Genomic DNA, 23,586 nt, shown 5'->3' with positions numbered 1-23,586 from the left:
AGGGATGGGAACTGATCGACCCTCCACCTAAGAGCAAATGCGTACATACTTGATGTATGAATCGATGCGATGTTTCTCGCCGCATCTCGGTCATACACAGTGAGCAACGTTCGAGGTCCATGAACTTCGATCCGGATGTCGTGAGACGCGAAATATCGATGATGTATCCCTATGATCCGGAATATCCGTGGCCTGGGTATTCACCGGAGGTGATGGATGGTTCCTTGTCGTGGCGCATGCCTGACGATCTGGTCGTTGTGGAATGACTTTTCGACGCCATAACCATTTCTAAATGGACAGCCACCAGAGCTCCTTCATGCCGTTCCATTGACAGACGAGATTGACCATACAGGCGCGCTATGATCCTCAGCGTCGCGAGTCGGGTACGGTCGTGGGGGCTTGCCCCGAAGTCGTGGTGATCGGTTAGGCTGGAGGTCCGTGGGCACCGACAATCACTGCAGCAAGCACGTTTTCGTCACTGGAGGGGTCGTTTCCTCCCTGGGAAAGGGGCTCACGGCCTCCTCCCTCGGGTCGCTTCTGAAGGCGCGTGGCCTTAAGGTCACAATGCAGAAGCTGGACCCTTACCTCAACGTCGATCCGGGAACGATGAACCCGTTCCAGCATGGCGAGGTGTTCGTCACCGAGGACGGCGCGGAGACTGACCTCGACATCGGCCACTACGAGCGTTTCCTTAACGAGAACTTGTCAGGGCAGGCCAATGTGACCACTGGCAAGGTGTACTCCGCGGTCATCGCCAAGGAGCGTCGGGGCGACTACCTGGGAGACACTGTCCAGGTGATCCCCCATATCACTAACGAGATCAAGGAACGTATGTTGGCGATGGAGGAGGGCCATCCCGATGTTGTCATCCACGAGATCGGTGGCACCGTCGGCGACATCGAGTCGCTTCCTTTCCTCGAGGCCGCCCGCCAGGTGCGTCACGAGATCGGCCGGGAGAATGTTTTCTTCCTGCACGTCTCGCTTGTTCCTTACATCAAGCCGTCCGGCGAGATGAAGACCAAGCCCACCCAGCATTCGGTGGCCGCGTTACGTGAGGTCGGCATCCAGCCCGACGCCATCGTGTGTCGATCCGAGCGTCCAATTGGCAAGGGCATCAAGTCGAAGATCGCTCTCATGTGCGACGTCGAGGGCCCGGCCGTCGTCTCCTGTCCGGACGCTCCGTCGATCTACCTCATTCCGAAGGTTCTGCACCGTGAAGGTCTCGACGCCTACGTCGTGCAGAAGTTGAGCCTGTTTTTCCGCGACGTCGACTGGACAACCTGGGACGACCTGCTGGATCGCGTCCGTAAGCCGCGCAGCGAGGTGACCGTGGCCTTGGTCGGCAAGTACATCGACTTGCCGGACGCTTACCTGTCGGTGACCGAGGCGCTGCGAGCCGGCGGATTCGCCAACAAGGCGAAGGTCAACGTGGTGTGGGTGGCCTCCGATTCCTGCGCCACTGCCGAAGGTGCTGCCCAGCAGTTACGTGATGCTGATGCCATCTGCGTTCCGGGCGGGTTCGGGATCCGCGGTGTTGAGGGCAAAGTCGGTGCCATCCGCTACGCCCGCGAACACAAGGTTCCCTTCCTGGGGCTGTGCCTTGGCATGCAGTGCGCCGTCATTGAGGTTGCCCGCGATCTGGCTGGCATCAAGGATGCCGCATCCAGTGAGTTCGACTCACAAACCCCCGATCCGGTCATCGCGACGATGGCAGAGCAGGTCGAGGCAGTGGCCGGCAAGGCCGATCTCGGTGGAACGATGCGTCTGGGGGCCTACCCGGCCAAGCTTGCCAAGGACTCCCTGGTCGCCGAATTGTATGGCACGACGACAGTTACCGAACGCCACCGTCACCGTTACGAGGTCAACAACGCCTACCGTGACCGTCTGGAGCAGGCTGGGCTGCGTATTAGTGGTACTTCCCCCGATGGCGGCCTTGTTGAGTTTGTCGAGTTGGACCGTCAGACCCATCCGTACTTCGTGGCCACCCAGGCTCATCCTGAGCTCAAGTCCCGTCCGACTCACGCCCACCCGCTGTTCCGCGGACTCGTCGCAGCGGCCGTCGGGCATGCCAAAGCAGCATCGAAGGGAGCGGCCAAGGAGTCCTCCACCAAGGTGGCCGACAAGTGAGTCAGGAGCGCTGGGATAAGGACGAGTATTGGCAGGTCGTTGACCACCAGGTAAAGGCCACGGGACAGGTGTGCGATTTCATTGATGACGCGGTCATTACCCCGTCGGGGGAGCGGATCAACCGTCAATACGTGAGCCACCCCGGCGCAGTCGGCATCATCGCCCTTGACGATCAGGATCGCGTCGCGGTCGTCAGACAGTATCGTCACCCGGTGCGCATGGTGTTGGTCGAGCCGCCGGCTGGCCTGCTCGATGTCGAGGGAGAAGACTTTCTAGCGGCTGCCCAGCGTGAATTGGCTGAGGAGGCCATGTTGTCGGCCGACGATTGGCGGGTTCTCGTCGACATCGTCACCACTCCGGGCGGGTGCCAGGAGTCTTTGCGTATTTACCTGGCCCGGGGTCTTCATGAGGTACCGCGTCCCGAGGGATTCCTGCTAGAAGGCGAGGAAGTGTCGATGAAGGCTGGTTGGGAGCCGTTGGACGACCTTGTCGAGGCAATTTACGCCGGGCAATGCCAGTCTCCCACCCTCGTGACGGGCGTGATGGCTTTGGAACTGGCTCGTCGCACTGATCGAGTTAACGAGCTGCGTCCCGCTCATGCGCCGTGGCCGATTCGGGAGCGTCCTGGTGGTATTGACGGAGTTCGCGCAGAGTGACCTCGTTGGTCGGCGGTCAGGCCGAGGATTACTTGCGTCACCTTGTAGTGGAGCGGGGTCTGTCCGATAACACGGTGCAGGCCTACCGACGTGATCTGTTGCGTTACCAGGAATACCTTGGTTCGCGGGGGATCGGATCGTTAGCCGAAGTGACCCGTGTCGACGTCGAGGAGTTTCGACGCCATCTGGATCACATTGGCCTGGCCCCCGCGTCTGTGACGCGTTGTGTGGTTGCAGTACGAAATTTGCATCGTTTCGCAGTGGGGTCTGGGCAACTCCAGGCCGATGTCACCGCTGGGATGTCCCCAGGAACCCGTTCCCGTCGGCTCCCGAAAGCCTTGTCGATGGATCAAGTTGAGTCCTTGCTCGCTGCACCAGACACCAGTACGGTCGAGGGGCTACGGGACGCTGCCCTGCTGGAGCTGCTCTACGGTACGGGGGCGCGAGTTTCGGAGGTCTGTGCTCTTGACGTTGACGACATCCGTCCCGTGTTGGATGACCCTGACCTCGGTTTGAGGCTCATCGGCAAGGGGGATAAGGAGCGCATCGTTCCGCTGGGTAGCTACGCCGCTAAAGCCGTAGATGCCTGGTTAATAAGGGGACGTCCTGCATGGGCTGAGATTGGCAACGGGGAACATGCCCTACTGCTCAATACCCGCGGTCGGCGGCTGTCCCGACAGTCAGCGTGGGCTGTCATTCGTCGTGCCGGTGAGGCTGCCGGGCTCGACGTTGAGCACCTATCCCCGCACAGTCTTCGACACTCCTACGCCACCCACCTACTGGACGGTGGTGCCGATGTTCGTGTCGTGCAGGAGCTACTGGGGCATTCGTCCGTGACGACGACCCAGATCTACACCCTCGTGACGGCCGATCACCTGAGGGAGGTCTACCGCTCGTCGCACCCTCGCGCCGTCTAGGCTCAGCATTGCGGGTGGGTGTGGTTGTCGGTTGTGCCCACTATCGTTAGGAAGAGCAATATTGCCGCGACGTCGAGAGGAAGGTCACTACGTGTCCGAGACTGCCCCCGAACCGTTGTTCCGCGTACCCGGTCCGGGCCGGGAGGCCGAAGAGGCTGCCGAGAACTCGATCGGTCCGACCGGACGTCCGCTTCCTGACCTTACTGAGCCGACGCCGGCTCTCGGCGGCCCGAAACATGCCACCGTCATTTCGATGTGTAACCAGAAGGGTGGTGTCGGTAAGACAACAACCACCATCAACTTGGGTGCGGGACTGGCCGAATACGGACGACGCGTTCTGTTGGTGGACTTCGATCCGCAGGGCTCCCTCTCGGTGGGCTTGGGGATTAACCCCCATACTCTCGAAAATTCCATCTACACCCTGCTGATGTCGCCTCGTGACGACGTTCATGACGTCATCCAGCCCACTGAGACCGAGGGTATGGACTTGTTACCGGCTAATATTGATCTGTCTGCCGCTGAGGTGCAGCTCGTCAGCGAGGTGGCCCGCGAGCAGACCCTCAAACGGGTCATTGACCGGATCCGCGGCGAATACGACATGATCCTCATCGACTGTGCACCGTCGTTAGGTCTGCTCACCATCAACGCTCTGACCGCTTCCGACTACGTCATCATGCCTTTGGAATGCGAGTTCTTTGCCTTGCGCGGAATTGCTCTGCTCACCGACACTATTGAGAAGGTTCAGGACCGTCTCAACCCCGACTTGGAGGTCCTCGGCATCCTTGGAACCATGTTCGACCCGCGTACCCTGCACGCCCGGGAGGTCATGGAACGGGTGGTACAAGCCTTTGGTGACGTCGTATTCCACACCGTTATCAAGCGCACTATCAAGTTCCCCGAGACCACCGTCGCTGGGGAACCCATTACGAGCTACGCCTCCTCATCTCCGGGAGCTCAGGCCTACCGTGACCTGGCCAAGGAGGTACTGGCCCGATGCCGCGCCGCGTGAGCCTGCCGGGGGCGAACGAGCTTTTCCGTCCAACGGTTGGTAGCCACGAACCCCAGTCAGTTGAAGTTCCCCAACAGTCCAAGGCACACAGAGCACGCAAGACGTCTCAAGACGCCACCTCTCGTGGGAAACATGCTGGTAGCGGGCGAGTGCGCCATGATGAGAAGATCACCGTCTACGTCTCTACGGAGGAGCTCATCGCTCTGGAGACTGCGAGGCTGACAATGAGATCCCAGGGCATTAATGCTGATCGAGGCAGAATTGTGCGTGCCTCGGTGGCGATGGCCCTGGCCGATTTTGAGGAGAATGGTGAGGACTCTGCTCTCGCCCATCTCCTCACGACTGACTGAATACTTTAAGGACACATATGAGTAACGAGCAAGGCATCCGGCTGCAGAAGGTGCTGGCCCAGGCCGGTCTGGCATCCCGCCGTGCTGCTGAAGACATGATCGCGGCCGGAAGGGTTGAGGTCAATGGTGAACTCATCGTTGAGCAGGGGCGACGTGTTGACCCTGAGCGCGATGAGATCCGGGTCGATGGGTCCCGTATCCCGACTGCGCGGCGTCACGTCTACTACGTACTTAATAAGCCGCAGGGAGTTGTCTCTACTATGGACGATCCGGAAGGCCGCCCGTGCCTGTCCGACCTCGAAGGAGTGCCGCGCGGTATCCGTCTGTTTCACGTCGGTCGTCTCGACACTGAGACCTCGGGCCTCATCTTGCTGACCAATGATGGCGAATTCGCTAACCGGATGACCCACCCGTCCTACAAGGTTCTCAAGACCTACTTGGCAGATGTTGAGGGCCGCGTGGATGACAAAGTCATTCGCCGCCTTTCGAAAGGGCTGACCCTTGAAGACGGCCCTGTCAAGCCCGACGCCGTGCGCCTAGTACAGGCTGGCGAGGAGCATTCCTTGGTTGAGGTGAGCCTTCATGAGGGCCGCAACCGGATTGTGCGTCGCATCATGGATTCGGTCGCTCATCCAGTGCGTCGACTGTCTCGCACCGCGATCGGCCCGGTCCGATTGAAGCGGTTAGGGCGCGGAGATATGCGTGAACTTACCCATGAAGAACTGGGCCAGCTCCTCGACCTCGTCGAACTGTGAGTTCTCGCGCATGGCTGGAATTGTCCTCAAGCATCGCTCGGGTAACCTCAAGCAGGTGAGTTCGAACAAGTATCGTCTGGTCAACGCCGCGGCACTCGCTGCCGTCCTGTGCGTGTCGTCACTGGTCCTCGCTTCCTGTAACAAGTCGTCGTCGAGTCCGAAGCCTTCGGCGAGTGTCTCCAGCGTTTCGGCCCCCGCTTCTGCCAGCGCCAAGGCCTCCTCTTCCCCAACGAAGAAGCCGACTATGGTCACTAACCTCGACCAGATCAAGGTGTCTGGCGAGGACGGCAAGGCGCCAAAGGTTGAGGGAGCCTGGCCGCTAGCTATTGCTAAAACCGAGTCCAAAATCCTCAAGGAGGGCACAGGCGAAAAGGTCGACAAGAACGCCACCCTCAAAGTGAATTATGTCGGTGTCAACGGACGTACTGGCAAGGAATTCGACTCTTCCTATAAGCGTGGCACTACGGCTGACTTCCCATTGGCCCAGGTGGTTCCTGGATTCGCTAAGGGTCTTGTTGGAAAGCATCAGGGCGACCGAGTACTCATCATGATGCCCGGCTCTGACGGCTATGACTCCCAAGGTGGTGCCCCGCAAGCTGGCATCATGAAGGGTGACTCCCTTATTTTTGTCGTCGACATCGTTGCCATACCTTTGCCCAAGGCGACGGGTGAGACCGTCAAACCGGCGGCTGGTCTGCCCACCGTCAAGGAGGTGCAGGGTGCTCCCGCGGTAACCATCGGCAAGGCCACCAAGCCGAATAAACTCGTCGTCCAGCCCCTCATCAAGGGTAAGGGAGCTGCGGTTACTGCTCATGACTCCATCGACGTCAAGTACCGCACTTATGCTTGGTCCTCTGGGGAGCTCATTGAGGACGGATACTCCGGTGAGCCTGTGACTGGATCCATGAACTCCGTTATTCCTGGATGGAAGAAGGGATTGACTGGGCAGACCGTCGGTTCTCGGGTGATGCTCATCGTGCCGCCCGCTGACGCCTACCCGAACGGCAGCACTAACCCGCCGGTAAAGAAGGGCGAGACCCTGATCTACGTTATCGACATCCTTTCGGCTCAAAAAGAATCCTGAGTGGCGATGGCTTTGCGCGAGACATGTCGGCCGATATGTGTCTTAGGGTCGACGGGTCTCGCGCAGCACCGCCACATCGAGAACCGCATCACTCCACCACCCCATCGCTCCGCCAAGAGGCCTAGGATCTAAGCGGTGAATGCCCGCAACAGGGGTAGGCGGTGTCAGGGCCACATTGTTGACGAGCTCATGGGGATCAGCAACTTCAGGGAGTCCGAGGGAACGGCAGAGCCACGCCACGACCTGGCGGTGGTCAATACCTGAATCCACGAGATCGGACAGCCCCGCCGCACCCGCCGACTTTGACAAGCGTACCCCTCCTGGACCGGTGACAAGACCGGTGTGGGCGTAGACCGGAGGGATAAATCCGAGCAGTTCGGCCAACTGGGCTTGGCGAGGGGCCGAGGACCATAGGTCTCGGGCTCGAACGACCTGATCGACCCCTTGCAGACCGTCGTCGACGACTACCGCAAGGTTGTAGGCCGGCGTGCCGTCATTGCGCACCAGGACAAGATCGTCCACCCGTCCTCGAGCACAGCCGCGAGCGAGGTCGGTCGCTTCGAAAGTGTTCAGTTGACTGGCCAGTCGGGTGGCTGGCGCCCGGGTGGTCAGACGTTCGTGTCTCTGCTGGACGGTGAGGCGGCGGCAGGTACCCGGATACGGGCGCCAATCGGCCTTGTTGGGGGCGGTAGTGGCCGCAGCGATTTCCCTGCGAGTGCAAAAACAGGGGTAGGTTTCCAGACCCGCTACTGCGTCGGCGTACAAGTCGAGGCGCTCAGACTGTCGGACGACTGGACCATCCCAATCCAGACCTAGGGACTCCAGGTCGCGTAGTTGAGTCGAGGCAATTTTTCCGGCCGCGGCCACCCGCGCACGATCTAAATCCTCGATGCGTACCACGAACCGACGACCTGTCGAGCGTGCCAAAAGCCAGGCCGCTAATGCGGTGCGGAGGTTCCCCAGATGCAGTGCTGAGGTTGGGGAGGGGGCGAAACGGCCAGCTGCGTGTCGAAGACCGGAGTGAGTGGTGGCGAAATCGGTCACGAGCGGCAGTGTAGGCAACAATTGGGGTGACGCGGCGGGCATGCCCCCGTCAGATGGGTAGGCTGGGACGCTGGAAGGAGGGTGCCGATGGCTGCACAGCGTTCGGAGAGATTGGTTAACCTCGTCATCGCTCTCCTGGTCACCGACCGTCCTCTCACGCGTGCGCAGCTGCGTGACATGATCGAGGACTACCGCAAGGTTTCCGAGGTAGCGTTTCAACGGTCCTTTGAACGCGACAAAGAGGAGCTGCGTCGAATCGGTATCACCGTCGAATCGGTCACCCTCGACACCTTCTTCGGTGACGAGGTCGGCTACCGCATTCCCCGTGCCGATGTGGAGCTTCCCCCTGTCCAATTTACGCAAGCGGAGGCTGACGCTTTAGCGACCGCAGCCCGAGTGTGGCGCGAATCCGTCCTCGACGAGTCCTCCACGTCTGCCCTGGTGAAGTTGCGTGCCGCAGGAGTTGAGCCCGACACGGAGGCCGGCATCGCGACCCAGGTCGTCACTGGCGCAGACGCGCCATCGTTCTCTGATCTGTGGCGGGCCACTATTGACCGGTCCAGGGTCCGCTTCGGTTACCGAGGGGGAAAGCACCGTACCGTAGACCCCTGGCGAATGGCCTTGCGGCGTGGTCGTTGGTACCTCGTTGGACGAGACGTCGACCGCGATGAGCCACGACTATTTCGGCTGTCACGTATCAGTTCTGCCGTGACGACCGTGGGAGAACCCGGCGCCGTCGCGAGTCCTGAACCTGAGGTGATCGAGGCCCACCTCAATCGCCTCGAGCCACCTGAACCGGAGGAGGTTGACGTCACGATGGCCGTCGCCCCCGGAGTGCGTTTAGGGGTCATGACTACGCATGCCGAATGGGATGGGCCAGTTCCCGAGGGCTACGAAGTTGTTACCGGTGGGTTTGGCGGATATGACGAGGCCGCGACAGCCGTGCTACGCGCCGGCGGTCGTATCATCCTGCTTGCCCCCCAGGAGGCTCGCACTATATTAGCCGAGAGGATCAATGCCGTGCTGCGGTTGGAAGAGAACGCCTCATGACGGCTCGCACTGATACCGCCCGTCTGCTAGCTCTTATTCCCTATCTGCGATCTCACCCTGGGGTGGCCGTCACCGAGGTTGCCCGAGTGTTTGGTGTCAGCACTGACCGTGTGATTGCCGATCTCAAGATTTTATGGATGGTTGGTCTGCCCGGTGGGATGCCAGACGACCTCATCGACATTGACATGGACGCCGTCGACTCCGACGGCACCATCACCATCACCAATGCTGATGCCCTGCCACGGCCTATGCGTCTGACGCCCGACGAGGCGTGGTCTCTGCTGGCCGCCTTGCAAGTCATCGCCGATTTGGCTGACGACACCGTTCGTCCTGCAGTGGAATCCGCGGTAGAGAAGTTGCGCCAGGTCTGCCCGCAGGCTGGTCCAGATCCGGTGGAGGCCAGCCTCGAAGCCGATTACGACCCTCGCTCAGAGTGGTTCACCGGGGCCTGTGCTAACAAGTGGCGGATTGAGATCGTCCATCGACGCGGTGACGACCCTACTCCGCATACCCAGATCGTCGACCCGGTGCGTGTCGAAGTTCGCGACGGTCATCGCTACCTCGTCGGATGGTCGATGGCTCGCAAGCAGTGGCGCACGTGGCGGCTTGACCGCATCGTCACTGGCAGGCGAGTTGGGCACGCCACGAATCACGGACGTCCGCCCGAAACCCTCGAATGGTTCTCTGACGTCGTGGACGAGGTGACGCTGACCCTTGCTCCGCGCGCGGGCTGGGTTGCTGAGTATCACCCGGTGCGCCATGTTGAGAAGGACGGGGACGTGTGGAAGGTGACTTTTGCCGTCGCCTCTGCGACGTGGCTTGCTGAGCTCATGGTGGGCCTCGGACCAGATGTTCTCTCCGTTGACCCACCTCATGCTGCAGCTCCTGCCCTTCAGCTGGCGCGCGCTGCGGCTGCCGCAAATAGCATTGAGATTTCGAACCGTGAGGCGGTAGAGAAATCCTGATGTGGTGGATCTGGGTGTTGGTCTTTGCCGGTGTGCTGCTTGTCGTGGAGATCGTCGTTGGCACGATCTGGTTGTGGCGAAAGCTCGCGGCTATCTTGGGTGAGGTTGAGCGGGTAACCGGTCGACTCGATGAGTTGGCTCACATTCTCGAGGATGTCGATACCACGATGAACAAGGACATGACGGCTCCCGAAGCGCCCTGATCATCGTGGTAGCCTGAACGCCGATCGTCGAGTTGGTAGCCTTCCTGTGCGGTACGGGGATGGGATGCCAGCCAAGTCTGGAAGGAGAGCCTCAATGGCTCCTCTGCTCATTGCGAATGAAGCAACCATCATCATCATCGTGCTTCTCGCGCTCGTACTCTTCGGTGGTTCCCGCATCGCTGGCGTCGGTAAGGGTGCTGGCCGCGCTATCCGTGAGTTCAAGGAAGAAACAGCGGGTCTGAACAAGGGCAAGGATGCGAAGGCCGAGAAGGACATTGAGGCTACCGAGGCTGACGTCGCCAAGGACGAGACCAAGCCAACTGAGTGAGTCATGGCCACGGATACTCGGCAGTCCGATGAGGATCACCGCCGGTTTGCCCGATTCCGTCCGCCCCAGGCTGGGGAGGGCGGCACAATGTCGCTCCTGGACCACATCCGGGAGCTCCGTTACCGGATCATTGTGTCGTTTATAGCGGTGGTCATTACGAGCTCCGTGGCCTTTGTCTTTTACCGTCCGCTGGTTGAGATCGTCATGCATCCGTACCAGCAGGCGAGCCTCGCCATCAAGGCGAAGAACCCGAGGGCCTCCCTCCAGGTAGTCAATACTGGTGTCGTCGCCCCGTTCGTGCTGAATATGAGGGTGACCATTGTTGCTGGCCTCATTGCTGCCTGCCCCATTTGGCTCTATCAGGTCTGGGCTTTTATTGTTCCTGGCTTGCTCGTCAATGAGAAGAAGTGGGCTCTGCGATTCCTGGGATCGGCTATCCCCCTGTTTCTTCTAGGATCAGTACTGGGGTATTGGGTGCTCCCGAAGGGTATTGCCTTGATGCTGAACTTCACGCCTCACGGCATGGGCATTACCAACCTGCTCGACATGAATGCGTTCTTGGCACTGGAGATTCGCGTCATCTTGCTCTTTGGAGTGAGTTTCCTGCTGCCGGTGGTCTTGGTCTTGCTCAATCTGATTCACGTCTTGTCGTCTGCGCAGCTGAAGGCGGCACGGAAGTGGTCCATCTTTGGATTCTTCTGTCTGGGCGCTTTTGTGAACCCGTCTGGTGACCCAATTTCCATGTGCGCTTTGGCTATTCCGCTGAGCGTCATGTATGTCATTGCGGAATGGATTTGCCGCAGCAATGAACGTAAGCGCTCGACCGACAATATGGGTATTGATAAGTCAGAATTCGATATTCAGATCGATTGAGCGGTGTCAGTCACACCACAAGCGTTCAAGCCGCTGATATTTCGTGGCTTGCCACGGTCAAGGTGACCGGCTCGTTGTCATGGGATGGTGACGGCATGCGGATACGCTCGCGCCCCAGCGTCGTCGCCCGACCCCTTGTCGGGGTTCCCGGAGAGTCGTAGCCTCCCGCTAGGTTGGAGGTATGAGCGAGACTCTCGATCGGTTCATCGCCGGGCTGTCCTTTGAACCTGACGACTACCAGGTAAAGGCCTGCCAAGATCTCGATGACGGCGCGGGTGTTCTGGTGGCCGCTCCTACTGGAGCTGGCAAGACGGTGGTGGGGGAGTATGCCACTGATTTAGCTCTGGCATCGGGGCTGAAGTGCTTTTACACCACACCCATTAAGGCGCTGTCCAATCAAAAGTTCCATGACCTTGTCACTAGACACGGTGAAGACCAAGTAGGCCTTCTCACCGGTGACGTCACCATCAACTCCGAGGCACCAGTCATCGTCATGACGACTGAGGTATTGCGCAATATGATCTACCGCAATTCCCATACTCTCGACACCTTGGGGTGGGTGGTGCTGGATGAGGTGCACTACCTCGCGGACCGTTTCCGCGGCCCGGTGTGGGAAGAGGTCATCCTTGGGCTCGATCCGCGCGTCAAGATCGTTGGTCTTTCGGCAACCGTCTCTAATGCCGAGGAATTTGGGGAGTGGCTCGACGAGGTGCGTGGCGACGTCAGGGTCGTCGTATCCGAGCGTCGCCCGGTACCGCTTGTCCAACACGTAGCGGTGGCGCGGCGTCTTTATGAACTCTTCGATTCGCGCCGTCCTACGGAGGTCAACCCCGAACTAACCTCCATTGCCAAGGAGGAGGCCCGGTTCCAGCGTGATGACTCCCGTCGTCCGCGAGGGAGGTCTGGCAAGGGGAAACGCAGTGTGTCTTATGGAACTGGCCGATTCGGTGGGGCTTCGGCACAGCGTCGGGGGCGTGGCGGTCGGCGTCGTGGCCCTCGCAACCAGACGAGCCGTATCCAGGTGGTGCGTTCCCTCCACAAGGTCAACCTCTTGCCGGCCATCATCTTCGTGTTCTCCCGGAGCGGCTGTGACGCTGCTGTCAGCCAGCTGCTTAACACCGACCTGGTGCTCACTAGCCAGCAGGAAGCTCGTCAGTTGCGTCGCATCGCTCAACGCCGTGGGGAAGGATTGACTGACGAGGAACGCCGCGCGGTTGGCTGGAATCACTTCATGGCAGCCTTCGAACGTGGCATTGCTGCTCACCATGCCGGTCTGCTCCCGGTGATCAAAGCGATCGTTGAGGAGGGGTTCGTCGCGGGATTACTCAAGGTCGTCGTCGCTACCGAGACCCTCGCCCTGGGCATCAATATGCCAGCTCGTACCGTCGTGCTGGAAAAACTCGTCAAATACAATGGCCAGACTCACGCTGACATCACCCCCGGGGAATACACCCAGCTCACCGGACGCGCCGGACGTCGTGGGATCGACACCCAGGGGCACGCCGTCGTCTGCTGGCAACCAGGTATGGATCCGCGTGCGGTGGCCGGACTGGCGTCGCGTCGTACGTACCCGCTCAATTCGACCTTTGTGCCGACATACAACATGGCCGTCAACCTCGTTGGATCGATGGGGCGGGAAAAAGCTCGTGACCTACTGGAGCATTCCTTCGCACAGTTCCAAATCGATCGCAGATTGGGAGGCTCGGCAGTTCGCAACCGGCAAACCCAGGCCGACATCGAGGCCTACCTCAAGGCGGCCCATTGCGAAAGGGGAGATTTCACCGTATACGCCCGGTTGCGGGAAAACATTAGGGAGCTGGAACATGAGCAGGCGAGGTTGCGCAAAGTTGAACTTCCTAGCCAGGTTGCCGACTCACTGTCGAGCCTTGATCCTGGGGACATCATCGCCGTGCCATCTGGGCGTCACGCTGGGTGGGTCGTTGTCGTTGACCCTGGCACCCACGGCACGAGAGGTCAACGGCCTCGCCCCCTTGTCATGACTCCGGATCGGACGGTGATTCGTCTGGGGCATCAGGATATTGACGCCCCCGTTACGCGAGTAGCCGGCGTGAAAGTCCCGCGCCATTTCCACCCCGACAACCAGGCCGATCGTCGCTGCCTCGGCAAGGCCTTCGATCGGGTACTTGAGGGGCTGGGGAGGCCAGTGGTGAAGCCGCGTCGTGCTGCGGTGGATGCTGAGCTTTCCGACCAGATCACCGAGCTGCGCTCCCAGATGAAGGCTCATCCCTGCCACTCCTGCCCTGATCGCGAGTCCCATGCGCGTTTCGCTGAACGTGCCATGAGACTTCGCCGTCGCAGTGAGAGGGAATTGACGAAAGCACGCGCGAAGGCGACGTCGATTGCCACCCAGTTTGAGCGAATTGTGCTGGTACTGGAGGCTTTGGGATACCTCGGTACGGGTGGGGATACTGTCACGGACGCTGGCCGGATGCTTTCGGGGATCTATTCCGAACTCGACTTGGTGACGGCTGAGGCAATTCGGCGAGGCGTCTTTGACGGCCTGGATTGTCCGCAGTTGGCGGCGGTGTTATCGACCATCGTTCACGAGTCGCGGCCGGGGGACCGGGGCCACCTTCATCGCATGCCCGATGGGAAGAGCGAAGCGGCGGAGTCACAACTGCGTGCGGTCCGAGCCGAAATTGGTCTGCTCGAGCGTGACCACCGCATTGAGCGTCCCCGAGATCTCGACATTGGTTTTGCCGAGGCCAGCTATGCATGGGCTGCCGGTGCCGGTCTGGACACCGTACTCGACGACATGAGTGCTGGTGATTTTGTGCGCCGGGTGCGTCAGGTGTGCGATCTAGCTGGACAGATTGCCCATGCCGGGGTTGGGGAGAATCTGGCCCACACTTGTCGTCAAGTGGTGGGTGCCATGCAGCGTGGGGTTGTCACCATGGACCGCGAAGAAGACTGATTCGTGCGCCCACTAACAAGGGGGATGTGCGGCCCGGTAGCCTGAGGTCATGGCTGTGGCTATACGTGTCATTCCATGTCTGGACGTTAAGGATGGGCGGGTCGTTAAAGGGGTTAACTTCGTCGGTCTGCGCGATGCCGGTGATCCCGTGGAGCTAGCGGCGGAATACGGGCGGCTCGGTGCCGACGAGGTGACTTTCCTCGACATTTCTGCCTCAACAGAGGGGCGCGCCACCACTCGCGAGATGGTGACACGGTGCGCTGAGACAGTTTTCGTGCCCCTCACTGTAGGTGGTGGGGTGCGCGGGGTCGACGACGTCGATGTCCTGCTGAGGGCGGGAGCTGACAAAGTTGGTGTCAACACCGCAGCGATTGCTCATCCCGGGATGATCGACGAGGTCGCTGACCGGTTTGGCAATCAGGTCATCGTGTTGTCTGTCGATGCCCGTCGCGAACCAGATCGGCCATCCGGTTTTGGGGTGACGACCCATGGTGGCACCCGTTCGGCAGGGTTGGACGCCGTTGAGTGGGCTTGCCAAGCCGTGGAGCGTGGGGCAGGTGAGATTCTGCTCAATTCGATGGACGCCGATGGTACGGCTGATGGCTTCGATATTGAGATGATCGAGGCAGTGAGAGCAGCTGTCGACGTCCCCCTCATCGCTTCAGGTGGAGCTGGAAAGGTTGCCGATTTCGTCGAGGCGGCGCGCGCCGGAGTTGACGCGGTGCTCGCCGCGTCAGTTTTTCACTATCACACCCTGACGATCGCGCAGATCAAGGACGGCCTGCGTCATGCCGGCTTTGAGGTCCGCTGAGTGAACACGTACTGCACGCCTAGCCGATGTGGTAGTCATAACTTATGGACTGCCTTTTCTGCTCAATCGCTGCGGGAGACATCCCAGCGACGATCATTGACTCGGACGACGCCTCAGTCGCATTCCTCGACATCGAGCCTTTCCAGGATGGCCACACTCTCGTCATCCCGCGTAGGCACGTTACAAGCGTTCTCGACGATGATGGTGAGCTCGGACGTATCAGCCCGATGGTCACGAAGGTGGCTCGTCGCCTCGTGGACTCTCTGGGGGCTTCTGGAGTCAATGTCGTCTCAAACGCCGGTGAGGTTGCCGGTCAGAGTGTCCATCATCTGCACGTGCATGTCATTCCCCGGTACGACCGTGAGCCGGGCATCAACGCCATTCGGTCGGCCATGCCTCGTCGCCCTATTGAGGAGGTTGCGGCCATGGTGACTGGGGAATCGAATCGCAAATAGCTCATAATGTGAGACGTTTGTCCGAAACTGTTGACGGTTAGTCGTGCACACAAGGATCAGTGGCATGAACGACCAGCTTCTTGTTATTGGCTAGTGTCCTGATCCTCCCGGACAGCACGACCTGCCCGATATCTCTGCCTGGGTGCGTCAGTTACAGCGGATGAAAAACCTATGCACTCACATGGTGAAGAAACGCCCGAGGAAGAAATCTCCCCCCGCAGCAGGTCATCCAGCGCGTTGGTGCTTTGGCACCCCAAGACACCGTGCTCGGCATGGTGCGCCAGCGGCAGAACCTGTTCTTTTGATTGTCGGTTCTTTCACATGGATCTGCACTCCGACCCCTTACCAGACTTCGTCAAGCTTGCTGAAGCATTGGGGTGCGCTGTTTTCCGGGTCGCAGACCGGGCATGGTCGACGAGACGATCACAGCTGCCAACACGATCAATGACCGCCCGGTCGTGGTGGAATTCATCATCCGCACTGACGCCATGGTCTGGCCGATGGTGGCTTTCGGAGCCAGTAATGATGAAATCACGATCGCCCGAGATATGGCTCCGGACTGGGGTGACGTTGGAGACGACGTTGCTCCCGGCGACGAGGACAGCAACGATGATGAGGCCGGGAAGATGAGTTGACCAGACGCGTACTGTCGGTGTCGCCGACTGACGATCCCAGTGAGACCCGGATGACGATCGGAGTGGACGCCGTCTCCGCCCAGGCCCTTGAACAAATTATCAAGCAACTTAACAAACTCATTGAGATTCATAAGATCGCCGAACCAGAGCCGAGCACGGTCACCCGTGAGCTCATCCTGGTCAAAGTGCGTTCCAACGTCGAAAACCGTTCAAAGATCATCGACACCGTTGCTCTACGTCGTGCCAAGGCCGTCGACGCCTCACTGGAATCGCTGACGATCGAGGCCACCGGGTGACGTGAGAAGCTGGATGTGTTACTGCAGGTGCTGGAACACTTCGGAATTGTCGAACTTGTTCAATCCGGACAAGTGGCCCTCAACCGTGGTGTGGCTGTTCTCGGGGCGAAACGCCCCGGGTGACGTTCCCTAGATCCCAAGACAACCCAGACCCCCAACAAGGAGAGAAATACGCTATGGCAAAGATCTACTACGACGATGACGCCGATCTGTCCATCATCCAAAACCGTCAGGTTGCCGTCATCGGTTACGGTTCCCAAGGTCATGCTCACGCTCTCAACCTGCGCGACTCCGGTGTCGATGTGCGTGTCGGTCTGCGTGACGGCTCCTCGTCTATCGCCAAGGCTGAGGCTCAGGGGCTGCGGGTGCTGTCCATCGAGGATGCCTGCGAAGAGGCCGACTTAATTATGGTGCTCGTTCCCGACCAAAACCAGCGCCAGCTCTATGCTGAGCACATTGCCCCGCACCTCAAGGACGGTGACGCTCTCTTCTTCGCTCACGGCTTCAACGTCCACTTCGGCTACATCAAAGCTCCCCAGGGCGTCGACGTCTGTATGGTTGCCCCGAAGGGTCCCGGTCACATCGTGCGTCGGGAGTACTCTGATGGTCGCGGAGTCCCGGTGCTGGTGTGCGTCGAGCAGGATGCCTCTGGCATCGCCTGGGACCTCACGAGGTCTTACGCCAAGGCCCTCGGCGGTTTGCGCGCCGGCGGCATTGAAACGAGCTTCCGTGAGGAGACCGAGACCGATCTTTTCGGTGAGCAAGCGGTGCTGTGCGGTGGCCTGTCCCACCTCATCCAGGCCGGTTTTGAGACTCTCGTTACCGCCGGTTACCAGCCGGAGATGGCCTATTTTGAGGTTTGTCACGAGATGAAGATGATCGTCGACCTCATCATCGAAGGCGGTATCTCCAAGCTGCGTTGGTCAATTTCCGATACTGCTGAGTATGGCGACTACGTGTCTGGCCCGCGTGTGATCGACGACCACGTCAAAAAGAATATGAAGGCGGTCCTAGACGACATCCAAAATGGCGCCTTCGCTAAGCGTTTCATCGCCGATCAGGATGCCGGTGCTCCACAGTCCAAGAAATTTCGCGAGGGTGAGGCAAAGCATCCGATCGAGGCCACCGGTAAAGAGCTTCGCAAGATGTACTCCTGGCTGGCAGCTGCTGATGACGACTACACCGAAGGCAGCGTGGCTCGTTGAGCCTGCTGGCCTGACGTTGAGGGCCCGTAGGTACCGCGGGCCCTCAATTCTGTATCCTCTGCCTCGTCAGCCTCGAGCAGATAGCCGACAGGCAACGATGGCCGCCATGTCGGAGGCAAGCTGAATCTCGGTGGCGTGCACCTTCGGGTGGGTCAGCCAGGCCAGCCTGGTGGTATCGACGGTGCCATTGATGTCGTGGGGAGGAAAACCATGGCTGGGGGGCATATCGTCGATGACGACGAGGCCTCCGACCGAGACCGCCTTGAGAATCTCGTCAACATCGTGCGCTCTCGCTACTCGGATCGGTACCGAGAGCAGGCCGAAGGGGCCGTGATCGAGCAGGTCATCCCAGGTGCCCTCGATGACCTCGATATCGAGGTCAGCCAAGACCTCGCGAGCTCGGGCGCAGACCGTGGGATCTGGTTCGTAACTGACAACCCTGGTGCGTTTTCGTGCCCCCAGTCGTAGCCAGGCAGCTCCTGCCCCAGACCCCGTTTCGCACTCCCCAATGGCGCCATGTACCCCGGCCGCCAGGGTAGCCATGAATCGGCCGGTCTCATTGCGGGTGGTGGTGAAATAGCCCATCTCCAGTGCGTTATGGAGAGCTTTCGTCACCGGTTCAGGGATCTCGGGAATGGGTAACACGGGGCCATTCTGCCAGTCGGTATCTTCGAACTTTTTGTGAGGGCGGTTAGCTGGTAGTTGGTTGGGTCAGATGCGTTGGGCAATGTCTCGCCCGATCTCGCTGGTCGTTCGAGCGGGGCCGGAAGCCCTAGTGGCATTGTTCGCCGAGACAGCCTCGCGGACGCGGGCTGCATCCTCAGGGCGGTCAAGGTGATCTAGCAGCAATGCTATCGACAGGATCGCTGCCGTCGGGTCAGCCTTACCAGTGCCAGCAATGTCAGGCGCTGAGCCGTGCACCGGCTCAAACATCGACGGGAATTCGCCGGAGGTATTGATATTGGCGCTAGGGGCGAGCCCGACGCCACCGGTCACCGCTGAGGCAAGGTCGGTGATGATGTCACCGATGAGGTTGTCGGTGACGATGACGTCGAATCGCTGGGGGTCTCGTACCAGAGCGATCGTGACAGCGTCGACGTGCAAGTAGGTCGACGTGCAAGTAGTCAGTGGTGACACTCGGGAACTCTTGAACAACTTCGTCGACGATCCGACGCCACAAGGTTCCGGCATTGACGAGCACGTTGTGCTTGTGGATCAGGGCGAAATGGCCGCGCTCCAAATAAAACTGACGGCACCTCTGTCGAGTCAGGGGTAGCACCGACAGCGTCGAGCACGATGGCGACTTCCTGGGCAATCTCGGCCAGAGTGGAGTTGTCAAGAACCTCTCCCGTGGCCTTCCAATGTGCGGCGCCAAGATGGTACTCGTGGGTGGCAAAAGCATCAGATCCGACGGTCTGCTCCAGCACGTGGAGTGCCTGCTCGGTGACTTCGGGGCCAATTCCGTCGCCGCCGATGACGGCGGGTTGCGTTACGTCGTTGGTCATAGGTGAACCATACTCAGCACGTCCACGATATGATCCGTCGATTCAAAAAATGGAACGAATGGCTCGGCGTGGGTGTAATGTGTGGCTATGAGTTTGCGCTTTGCTTCTGCTGACGATCTGACGTGGTCCTCCGACGAGCGGATCGCGCTGGAACATGCCAATCCACGATTTGGTGCGGTCCTTGCCGACCATATGGCTGTTGCTACCTGGCAGGCCGGTGAAGGCTGGGGAGACGACGCCGTGGTCAACTACCACGGACTTGATATCAATCCTGGCAGCGCTGTGCTGCATTATGCCCAGGAGATTTTCGAGGGCCTGAAGGCTTACCGCCACGCTGACGGTTCTATCTGGCTCTTCCGCCCTGATCAGAACGGTGAGCGTTTTGTTCGGTCGGCCAAGCGTCTCGCCCTGCCCACGCTGCGAGTCGAAGACTTCGTTACTGCTTGTATGCGCTTGGTTGAGGTCGACTCCCGTTGGGTCCCTGAGCCCGGTGAGGGTGGAGAGAAGTCCCTCTACCTGCGGCCGTTCATGATCGCCTACCAGGATTTCCTCGGTCTTGCCGCGGCAAGTACCGTGCTGTTTTCCGTTATTGGTTCTCCCGTTGGCGCTTACTTTGTCAGCGGGGTGAAACCGCTGCGGCTCCTCGTCGAGCGTCGTCAAGCTCGAACGGCCCCCGGCGGTACCGGTGAGGCGAAGTGCGGTGGCAATTACGCAGCTTCGCTGCGTTCCCAGATCGATGCCAAGACCCGTGGCTGCAACGAGGTGCTCTTTGTCGATGCAGTTGAACATCGCTGGATCGAGGAACTGGGTGGTATGAACTTCATGGCCATCAGCAAGGACGGTCAGCTCGTCACCCCCGAGTTAGCTGGCACCATCCTACGTGGCGTGACTCGCAGATCCATTCTGGAAGTTGCCCCCGACCTCGGTCTTGAACCAGTGGAGCGCAAGATCGATGTTGACGAGCTCCTTGATGGCGTTCGCTCTGGCGAGTTCCCGGAAGTCTTCGCCTGCGGTACCGCCGCGGTTGTCACACCGATCGGCTCTTTCCTAGATGGAGATACCGACGTGAAGGTCTCTGAGCCCACCGGAAAGACCACGATGGAGATCCGTCGCCGTCTGCTGGATATCCAGTTCGGACGCGCTGAGGACACCCGTGGCTGGTTGAAGCGAGTCTGCTGACGGCGTCGACGTCCATTGGGGCCGGCCCCAATGATATGTTCACGACTGGGCTACGACGGTGTCGATGACAATGTCTTGCGGCTGGAAGGTTTGCCCGACGGTGAACGCGTTGGTCATGGCATCCTCGGCCCGCGCAATGGAGTCGGGGGTGTCGGTGAGCAGGGTGGCCAATGGCTGGCCTGTGACAACGCGGTCGCCGGGGCGAACTCTTAACATGATGCCAGCCGCAGCTTGCACCGGATCCTCTTTGCGGGCGCGTCCGGCACCCAAACGCCAGGCAGCTAGGCCAACGGACATGGCATCAATCCCGGTGATGACGCCAGCCTCGGTGGCGACGATGTCCTGGGTGTGGTGGGCCATCGGTAGTGGAGCGTCAGGGTCGCCGCCCTGGGCACGAACCATGTTGCGCCAGACATCCATTGCCTGGCCACTGGCGAGTACATCGGCCGGGTCGATGCCGTCCAATCCAGCCACCTTCACCATGTGACGGGCCAGGGCGACGGTGAGCTCGACGACGTCGGCAGGACCTCCGCCGGCTAACACCTCGAGGGATTCGGCAACCTCGATGCCGTTACCGCAGGCGTAACCCAGTGGGACGTCCATGTGGGTCAGTAGGGCGGTGGTACGCACCCCGGCGGCTTCACCTAGCTCGACGAGACGGCTGGCGAGTTCGCGGGCGTCCTTATCTGTCTTCATGAAGGCACCCGAGCCGGTCTTGACATCGAGGACGAGGCTGTCGGTGCCCTCTGCGATCTTCTTGCTCATGATGGACGAAGCGATCAGCGGGATGGACTCGACGGTGCCGGTAACGTCGCGCAGGGCGTAGAGCTTCTTGTCAGCAGGGGCTAGTCCCGGGCCCGCTGCGCAGATGACGGCGCCGACTTTCTCGAGCTGGGCGACCATCTCGTCATGAGAGAGATCCGCCCGCCATCCGGGAATGGCCTCCATCTTGTCGAGGGTGCCTCCGGTGTGGCCCAGGCCACGCCCAGACAGCTGTGGGACGGCAGCACCGCACGCGGCCACCAGGGGAGCCAGCGGCAAGGTAATTTTGTCGCCCACGCCGCCAGTGGAGTGCTTGTCGACAGTGGGGCGGGACAGCCCAGCGAAGGACATCCGCTCGCCCGACTTGATCATGGCCGTCGTCCAGGCTGACAGCTCAGCGTCGTCGAGCCCCTGGAAGTACACCGCCATCGCCATGGCAGACATCTGCTCGTCGGCGACGATGTCGTCGGTGTAGGCGCGGATAAGCCATGCGATTTGGTCGGAGTTGAGAGTCTGGCCTTCGCGCTTAGCGCGGATAAGGTCGACGACGGAATAGGTGCTGGTCATGGCGCAAGTATGACAGGGCTTACCCTTCTTCAGTGCGTGGATGCCCCGGTTATGTCGCGTTATGTCGTTAGTCTTAACTCATGCGTATTGCCCGGTTTGTCACCGCTGGTTCCGACCCTGCCTTCGGGATCGTAGAGCTTGCTGCCGATCATGGAGATCATCCCGAGACCATCGCCGTTATCACTGGAGACCCAGTGGCGGCACCGGTTCAATACACTGGTGCCCGTCACGACCTTGCCGATGTGCGGTTGCTGTCTCCGGTGATTCCGCGATCGAAGATCATTGGGGTTGGTCGTAACTACGCCGATCACGCCAGCGAACTGGGCAATGAGGTTCCCCACCAACCGCTTCTATTTGTTAAGCCGAATACCTCGGTTATCGGCCCTGACGAACCCATTGTGCGACCGACTGCGTCCTCCAACCTGCACTACGAGGGGGAGCTGGCCATCGTTATCGGACGGATCTGTAAGGACGTGCCAGAGGACAGAGCTCAGGAAGTCATCTTTGGGTTCACCGTTGCCAATGACGTCACTGCCCGCGATCTGCAAGATTCTGACGGTCACTGGGTTCGCGCCAAGGGGGCTGACACCTTCTGCCCGCTGGGGCCATGGATGGTTACCCACTTCTCCATTGCAGAAGCGTCTCACCGCCAGATTGTGACTCGACTAGACGGTAGGGAGGTTCAGCACGGTAATACCGACCAGATGGTCCACACCATCCCCAAGCTCATCTCCTATATCTCTTCGTTCATGACCTTGTTGCCGGGCGATGTCATCCTCACGGGTACCCCCGCTGGGGTCGGGCCGATGGAGCTCGGACAGCGCGTCGAGGTTGAAATTGAGGGGATCGGGACGCTAACGAACACTGTCGTGGAGGTCTGATGGCGGCTCGTGTCCTGTCCCGCCATGTGACGGTGACTGACCCCGAGCCACGGGTCGACTACACCCGGGTTCTCGTTGATTCGAGTGCTGGCCCGGGTCCCGGACTGCTGGGGCTCATCGGGTTGCTGTTGGGGTATGCCGTCGTCGTTCCGGGCTTGCTATACGCCTTCCTTGGCGTCGGTTGGCTCCTTGAGCGTACCGACGGGGAAAGGTTCAGCGCCTATTACACGCGAGCAGCCGGGTATCACACCGTCGGAGGGCTCATAGCCACACATGTAGCTCTAGCCAGCCTGATCGTCGTGGTGCTTGTGCTCGCCCGCTACCTTAACCATCGTGTGCCGCGATGGGTGGCTTCGGTACAACCAGGAATTCGCTGGAGATTCGGGTTGTTGGTGGGCCTTGTCGCTGTAGTGGTGCTCAACCTCACGCAGTTACTGGTACGAGGAGGGGTCAACGCCCATTACATCGTTCCCCGGCACTGGTGGGCGTGGTTGTTGGCAATCATCATAACTTCGCCGTTCCAAGCGATCGCCGAGGAGATGTTCTTTCGCGGCTACCTCATGAACGTCATCTCTGGACTGTCGGTGAACCTGCCGGAAAAAGCCGGGCGCTGGACGTCGGTAGTCGTCTCCGCACTGGTTTTTGCCTTCATGCATGGCACGCAAAACGCGTGGCTTTTCGCGGATCGATTCGCCTTTGGTTTGCTCGCCGGTTGGCTCGTCATCGTCACAGGAGGCATCGAGGCTGGCGTGGCGGCTCACGTCGTCAACAACCTTTTCGCCTTCGGTTATGCAGTCTTTCTGGGAGGGGTGTCGCAGGCCCGCGGCATGACCGCGATGAGTTGGGTGGATGCCGCGTGGGACGTTGGTGGCTTCTTGACGATCGCTCTTGCCGGATGGTGGATCGGAAGTCTCATGAGAGTGGCCCGACGGACACCCGCGTGACAAGGAGTTTCGCCCTGATTTGCAAAGTTGGTGGATGGGCCATTAGAGTT

The 23,586-nt window shown here is 60.0% G+C and carries 28 protein-coding genes and 1 pseudogene; 23 read left to right on the top strand and 6 right to left on the bottom strand.

From position 1 onward, the window contains the following. Window positions 1–56 precede the first annotated feature (56 nt). From ACOYO3_RS08190 to ACOYO3_RS08160, 7 genes are all read left to right on the top strand, one after another. A complete protein-coding gene (locus tag ACOYO3_RS08190) occupies window positions 57–266 on the top strand; it encodes a hypothetical protein (protein WP_011183851.1) in 210 nt (69 codons plus the stop codon). 172 nt (window positions 267–438) lie between these two features. Continuing rightward, window positions 439–2,127 carry a CTP synthase gene (locus ACOYO3_RS08185; RefSeq protein WP_002517885.1) on the top strand — a complete coding sequence of 563 codons (1,689 nt, stop codon included), beginning with the start codon at window positions 439–441 and terminating at the stop codon, window positions 2,125–2,127. Next, the gene (locus tag ACOYO3_RS08180) at window positions 2,124–2,783 is read left to right on the top strand and encodes an NUDIX domain-containing protein (RefSeq protein ID WP_002516495.1); all 660 of its coding nucleotides are present in this window, start codon (window positions 2,124–2,126) and stop codon (window positions 2,781–2,783) included. The genes ACOYO3_RS08185 and ACOYO3_RS08180 overlap by 4 nt, the downstream gene beginning before the upstream one ends. Further along, complete coding sequence (locus ACOYO3_RS08175; RefSeq protein ID WP_002516497.1) at window positions 2,780–3,700, top strand: site-specific tyrosine recombinase XerD; 921 nt, start codon at window positions 2,780–2,782, stop codon at window positions 3,698–3,700. Before ACOYO3_RS08180 ends, ACOYO3_RS08175 begins: the two co-directional genes overlap by 4 nt. A 91-nt stretch (window positions 3,701–3,791) precedes the next feature. Continuing rightward, entirely contained in the window at window positions 3,792–4,709 is a 918-nt protein-coding gene (locus ACOYO3_RS08170; RefSeq protein ID WP_002519394.1) for a ParA family protein, read from the top strand. Beyond that, window positions 4,694–5,059 (top strand): hypothetical protein, encoded by a 366-nt coding sequence (locus ACOYO3_RS08165; protein WP_002516502.1) that lies wholly within the window; start codon window positions 4,694–4,696, stop codon window positions 5,057–5,059. The genes ACOYO3_RS08170 and ACOYO3_RS08165 overlap by 16 nt, the downstream gene beginning before the upstream one ends. Before the next feature lie 17 nt (window positions 5,060–5,076). Next, window positions 5,077–5,814, top strand: a complete 738-nt coding sequence (locus tag ACOYO3_RS08160; RefSeq protein ID WP_002516481.1) for a pseudouridine synthase — start codon at window positions 5,077–5,079, stop codon at window positions 5,812–5,814. On the opposite strand, the gene ACOYO3_RS08155 is transcribed toward ACOYO3_RS08160, so the two are convergent. Next, window positions 5,743–6,027, bottom strand: coding sequence for a hypothetical protein (locus ACOYO3_RS08155; RefSeq protein ID WP_306472435.1), 285 nt, complete (start codon window positions 6,025–6,027; stop codon window positions 5,743–5,745). The genes ACOYO3_RS08160 and ACOYO3_RS08155 overlap by 72 nt on opposite strands. Between ACOYO3_RS08155 and ACOYO3_RS08150 the strand changes: the two genes are divergently transcribed. Continuing rightward, entirely contained in the window at window positions 5,927–6,898 is a 972-nt protein-coding gene (locus ACOYO3_RS08150) for an FKBP-type peptidyl-prolyl cis-trans isomerase (protein WP_312845782.1), read from the top strand. The genes ACOYO3_RS08155 and ACOYO3_RS08150 overlap by 101 nt on opposite strands. A 42-nt stretch (window positions 6,899–6,940) precedes the next feature. Here ACOYO3_RS08150 and gluQRS read toward each other — a convergent pair whose 3' ends face one another. Next, on the bottom strand, window positions 6,941–7,942 hold the full coding sequence (gene gluQRS / locus ACOYO3_RS08145) for a tRNA glutamyl-Q(34) synthetase GluQRS (protein ID WP_172967016.1): 1,002 nt from the start codon (window positions 7,940–7,942) through the stop codon (window positions 6,941–6,943). Window positions 7,943–8,029: 87 nt separating this feature from the next. Between gluQRS and ACOYO3_RS08140 the strand changes: the two genes are divergently transcribed. The 12 genes and pseudogenes from ACOYO3_RS08140 to ilvC all read left to right on the top strand — a co-directional run bounded on the left by ACOYO3_RS08140 (window position 8,030) and on the right by ilvC (window position 17,698). Next, window positions 8,030–8,992 (top strand): helix-turn-helix transcriptional regulator, encoded by a 963-nt coding sequence (locus tag ACOYO3_RS08140; RefSeq protein ID WP_002524882.1) that lies wholly within the window; start codon window positions 8,030–8,032, stop codon window positions 8,990–8,992. After that, the gene (locus tag ACOYO3_RS08135) at window positions 8,989–9,957 is read left to right on the top strand and encodes a WYL domain-containing protein (RefSeq protein ID WP_002517741.1); all 969 of its coding nucleotides are present in this window, start codon (window positions 8,989–8,991) and stop codon (window positions 9,955–9,957) included. The genes ACOYO3_RS08140 and ACOYO3_RS08135 overlap by 4 nt, the downstream gene beginning before the upstream one ends. Further along, window positions 9,957–10,160, top strand: a complete 204-nt coding sequence (locus ACOYO3_RS08130) for a hypothetical protein (RefSeq protein WP_002517985.1) — start codon at window positions 9,957–9,959, stop codon at window positions 10,158–10,160. Before ACOYO3_RS08135 ends, ACOYO3_RS08130 begins: the two co-directional genes overlap by 1 nt. Before the next feature lie 94 nt (window positions 10,161–10,254). After that, window positions 10,255–10,488, top strand: a complete 234-nt coding sequence (locus ACOYO3_RS08125) for a twin-arginine translocase TatA/TatE family subunit (protein ID WP_002513313.1) — start codon at window positions 10,255–10,257, stop codon at window positions 10,486–10,488. 3 nt (window positions 10,489–10,491) lie between these two features. Further along, on the top strand, window positions 10,492–11,361 hold the full coding sequence (tatC, locus tag ACOYO3_RS08120; RefSeq protein WP_002524883.1) for a twin-arginine translocase subunit TatC: 870 nt from the start codon (window positions 10,492–10,494) through the stop codon (window positions 11,359–11,361). Further along, window positions 11,358–11,522, top strand: a complete 165-nt coding sequence (locus tag ACOYO3_RS08115; protein WP_002517924.1) for a hypothetical protein — start codon at window positions 11,358–11,360, stop codon at window positions 11,520–11,522. Before tatC ends, ACOYO3_RS08115 begins: the two co-directional genes overlap by 4 nt. Before the next feature lie 20 nt (window positions 11,523–11,542). Next, window positions 11,543–14,296, top strand: a complete 2,754-nt coding sequence (locus tag ACOYO3_RS08110; protein ID WP_427305844.1) for a DEAD/DEAH box helicase — start codon at window positions 11,543–11,545, stop codon at window positions 14,294–14,296. A 49-nt stretch (window positions 14,297–14,345) separates the two neighbouring features. Continuing rightward, window positions 14,346–15,107 carry an imidazole glycerol phosphate synthase subunit HisF gene (gene hisF, locus ACOYO3_RS08105; RefSeq protein WP_002516482.1) on the top strand — a complete coding sequence of 254 codons (762 nt, stop codon included), beginning with the start codon at window positions 14,346–14,348 and terminating at the stop codon, window positions 15,105–15,107. 44 nt (window positions 15,108–15,151) lie between these two features. Then, window positions 15,152–15,562, top strand: coding sequence for an HIT family protein (locus ACOYO3_RS08100; RefSeq protein ID WP_002516512.1), 411 nt, complete (start codon window positions 15,152–15,154; stop codon window positions 15,560–15,562). A 407-nt stretch (window positions 15,563–15,969) separates the two neighbouring features. Further along, window positions 15,970–16,197 carry a hypothetical protein gene (locus ACOYO3_RS08095; protein ID WP_002516488.1) on the top strand — a complete coding sequence of 76 codons (228 nt, stop codon included), beginning with the start codon at window positions 15,970–15,972 and terminating at the stop codon, window positions 16,195–16,197. Window positions 16,198–16,214: 17 nt separating this feature from the next. Beyond that, window positions 16,215–16,616: pseudogene (ilvN, locus tag ACOYO3_RS08090) on the top strand (acetolactate synthase small subunit). A gap of 53 nt (window positions 16,617–16,669) precedes the next feature. Beyond that, complete coding sequence (gene ilvC, locus ACOYO3_RS08085; protein ID WP_002516503.1) at window positions 16,670–17,698, top strand: ketol-acid reductoisomerase; 1,029 nt, start codon at window positions 16,670–16,672, stop codon at window positions 17,696–17,698. 66 nt (window positions 17,699–17,764) lie between these two features. On the opposite strand, the gene ACOYO3_RS08080 is transcribed toward ilvC, so the two are convergent. The 3 genes from ACOYO3_RS08080 to ACOYO3_RS08070 form a co-directional block, all read right to left on the bottom strand. Beyond that, on the bottom strand, window positions 17,765–18,343 hold the full coding sequence (locus ACOYO3_RS08080) for a hypothetical protein (RefSeq protein WP_002516506.1): 579 nt from the start codon (window positions 18,341–18,343) through the stop codon (window positions 17,765–17,767). Between the two features lie 66 nt (window positions 18,344–18,409). Beyond that, complete coding sequence (locus ACOYO3_RS08075; protein ID WP_002524884.1) at window positions 18,410–18,802, bottom strand: isocitrate/isopropylmalate family dehydrogenase; 393 nt, start codon at window positions 18,800–18,802, stop codon at window positions 18,410–18,412. A 20-nt stretch (window positions 18,803–18,822) separates the two neighbouring features. Further along, complete coding sequence (locus ACOYO3_RS08070) at window positions 18,823–19,203, bottom strand: isocitrate/isopropylmalate family dehydrogenase (protein WP_002517791.1); 381 nt, start codon at window positions 19,201–19,203, stop codon at window positions 18,823–18,825. Window positions 19,204–19,290: 87 nt separating this feature from the next. Between ACOYO3_RS08070 and ACOYO3_RS08065 the strand changes: the two genes are divergently transcribed. After that, window positions 19,291–20,382, top strand: coding sequence for a branched-chain amino acid aminotransferase (locus ACOYO3_RS08065; protein WP_002517769.1), 1,092 nt, complete (start codon window positions 19,291–19,293; stop codon window positions 20,380–20,382). A 39-nt stretch (window positions 20,383–20,421) separates the two neighbouring features. On the opposite strand, the gene ACOYO3_RS08060 is transcribed toward ACOYO3_RS08065, so the two are convergent. Continuing rightward, the gene (locus ACOYO3_RS08060) at window positions 20,422–21,711 is read right to left on the bottom strand and encodes a thymidine phosphorylase (RefSeq protein WP_002516498.1); all 1,290 of its coding nucleotides are present in this window, start codon (window positions 21,709–21,711) and stop codon (window positions 20,422–20,424) included. An 80-nt stretch (window positions 21,712–21,791) separates the two neighbouring features. Between ACOYO3_RS08060 and ACOYO3_RS08055 the strand changes: the two genes are divergently transcribed. Both ACOYO3_RS08055 and ACOYO3_RS08050 read left to right on the top strand, forming a co-directional pair. Then, window positions 21,792–22,592, top strand: a complete 801-nt coding sequence (locus tag ACOYO3_RS08055) for a fumarylacetoacetate hydrolase family protein (protein ID WP_002516499.1) — start codon at window positions 21,792–21,794, stop codon at window positions 22,590–22,592. Beyond that, the gene (locus tag ACOYO3_RS08050; RefSeq protein WP_002517751.1) at window positions 22,592–23,536 is read left to right on the top strand and encodes a CPBP family intramembrane glutamic endopeptidase; all 945 of its coding nucleotides are present in this window, start codon (window positions 22,592–22,594) and stop codon (window positions 23,534–23,536) included. Before ACOYO3_RS08055 ends, ACOYO3_RS08050 begins: the two co-directional genes overlap by 1 nt. The last annotated feature ends 50 nt before the right edge of the window (window positions 23,537–23,586 follow it).

It is taken from the genome of Cutibacterium sp. KBN10P07758, assembly GCF_050286205.1.
Taxonomy (GTDB): domain Bacteria; phylum Actinomycetota; class Actinomycetes; order Propionibacteriales; family Propionibacteriaceae; genus Cutibacterium; species Cutibacterium acnes.
The sequence above is the reverse complement of the archived record's forward strand: the minus strand, read 5'-3'. Positions and strand labels throughout refer to the sequence as shown.

Coding starts and splice junctions, on each gene's coding strand:
- ACOYO3_RS08050 (WP_002517751.1), top strand. CDS start 22,592: ATGGCGGCTCGTGTCCTGTCCCGCCATGTGACGGTGACTGACCCCGAG.
- ACOYO3_RS08060 (WP_002516498.1), bottom strand. CDS start 21,711: ATGACCAGCACCTATTCCGTCGTCGACCTTATCCGCGCTAAGCGCGAA.
- ACOYO3_RS08190 (WP_011183851.1), top strand. CDS start 57: ATGAATCGATGCGATGTTTCTCGCCGCATCTCGGTCATACACAGTGAG.
- ACOYO3_RS08165 (WP_002516502.1), top strand. CDS start 4,694: ATGCCGCGCCGCGTGAGCCTGCCGGGGGCGAACGAGCTTTTCCGTCCA.
- tatC (WP_002524883.1), top strand. CDS start 10,492: ATGGCCACGGATACTCGGCAGTCCGATGAGGATCACCGCCGGTTTGCC.
- ACOYO3_RS08095 (WP_002516488.1), top strand. CDS start 15,970: ATGGTCGACGAGACGATCACAGCTGCCAACACGATCAATGACCGCCCG.
- ACOYO3_RS08065 (WP_002517769.1), top strand. CDS start 19,291: ATGAGTTTGCGCTTTGCTTCTGCTGACGATCTGACGTGGTCCTCCGAC.
- ACOYO3_RS08135 (WP_002517741.1), top strand. CDS start 8,989: ATGACGGCTCGCACTGATACCGCCCGTCTGCTAGCTCTTATTCCCTAT.
- ACOYO3_RS08140 (WP_002524882.1), top strand. CDS start 8,030: ATGGCTGCACAGCGTTCGGAGAGATTGGTTAACCTCGTCATCGCTCTC.
- ilvC (WP_002516503.1), top strand. CDS start 16,670: ATGGCAAAGATCTACTACGACGATGACGCCGATCTGTCCATCATCCAA.
- ACOYO3_RS08070 (WP_002517791.1), bottom strand. CDS start 19,203: ATGACCAACGACGTAACGCAACCCGCCGTCATCGGCGGCGACGGAATT.
- ACOYO3_RS08160 (WP_002516481.1), top strand. CDS start 5,077: ATGAGTAACGAGCAAGGCATCCGGCTGCAGAAGGTGCTGGCCCAGGCC.
- ACOYO3_RS08130 (WP_002517985.1), top strand. CDS start 9,957: ATGTGGTGGATCTGGGTGTTGGTCTTTGCCGGTGTGCTGCTTGTCGTG.
- ACOYO3_RS08100 (WP_002516512.1), top strand. CDS start 15,152: ATGGACTGCCTTTTCTGCTCAATCGCTGCGGGAGACATCCCAGCGACG.
- ACOYO3_RS08055 (WP_002516499.1), top strand. CDS start 21,792: ATGCGTATTGCCCGGTTTGTCACCGCTGGTTCCGACCCTGCCTTCGGG.
- ACOYO3_RS08110 (WP_427305844.1), top strand. CDS start 11,543: ATGAGCGAGACTCTCGATCGGTTCATCGCCGGGCTGTCCTTTGAACCT.
- ACOYO3_RS08125 (WP_002513313.1), top strand. CDS start 10,255: ATGGCTCCTCTGCTCATTGCGAATGAAGCAACCATCATCATCATCGTG.
- hisF (WP_002516482.1), top strand. CDS start 14,346: ATGGCTGTGGCTATACGTGTCATTCCATGTCTGGACGTTAAGGATGGG.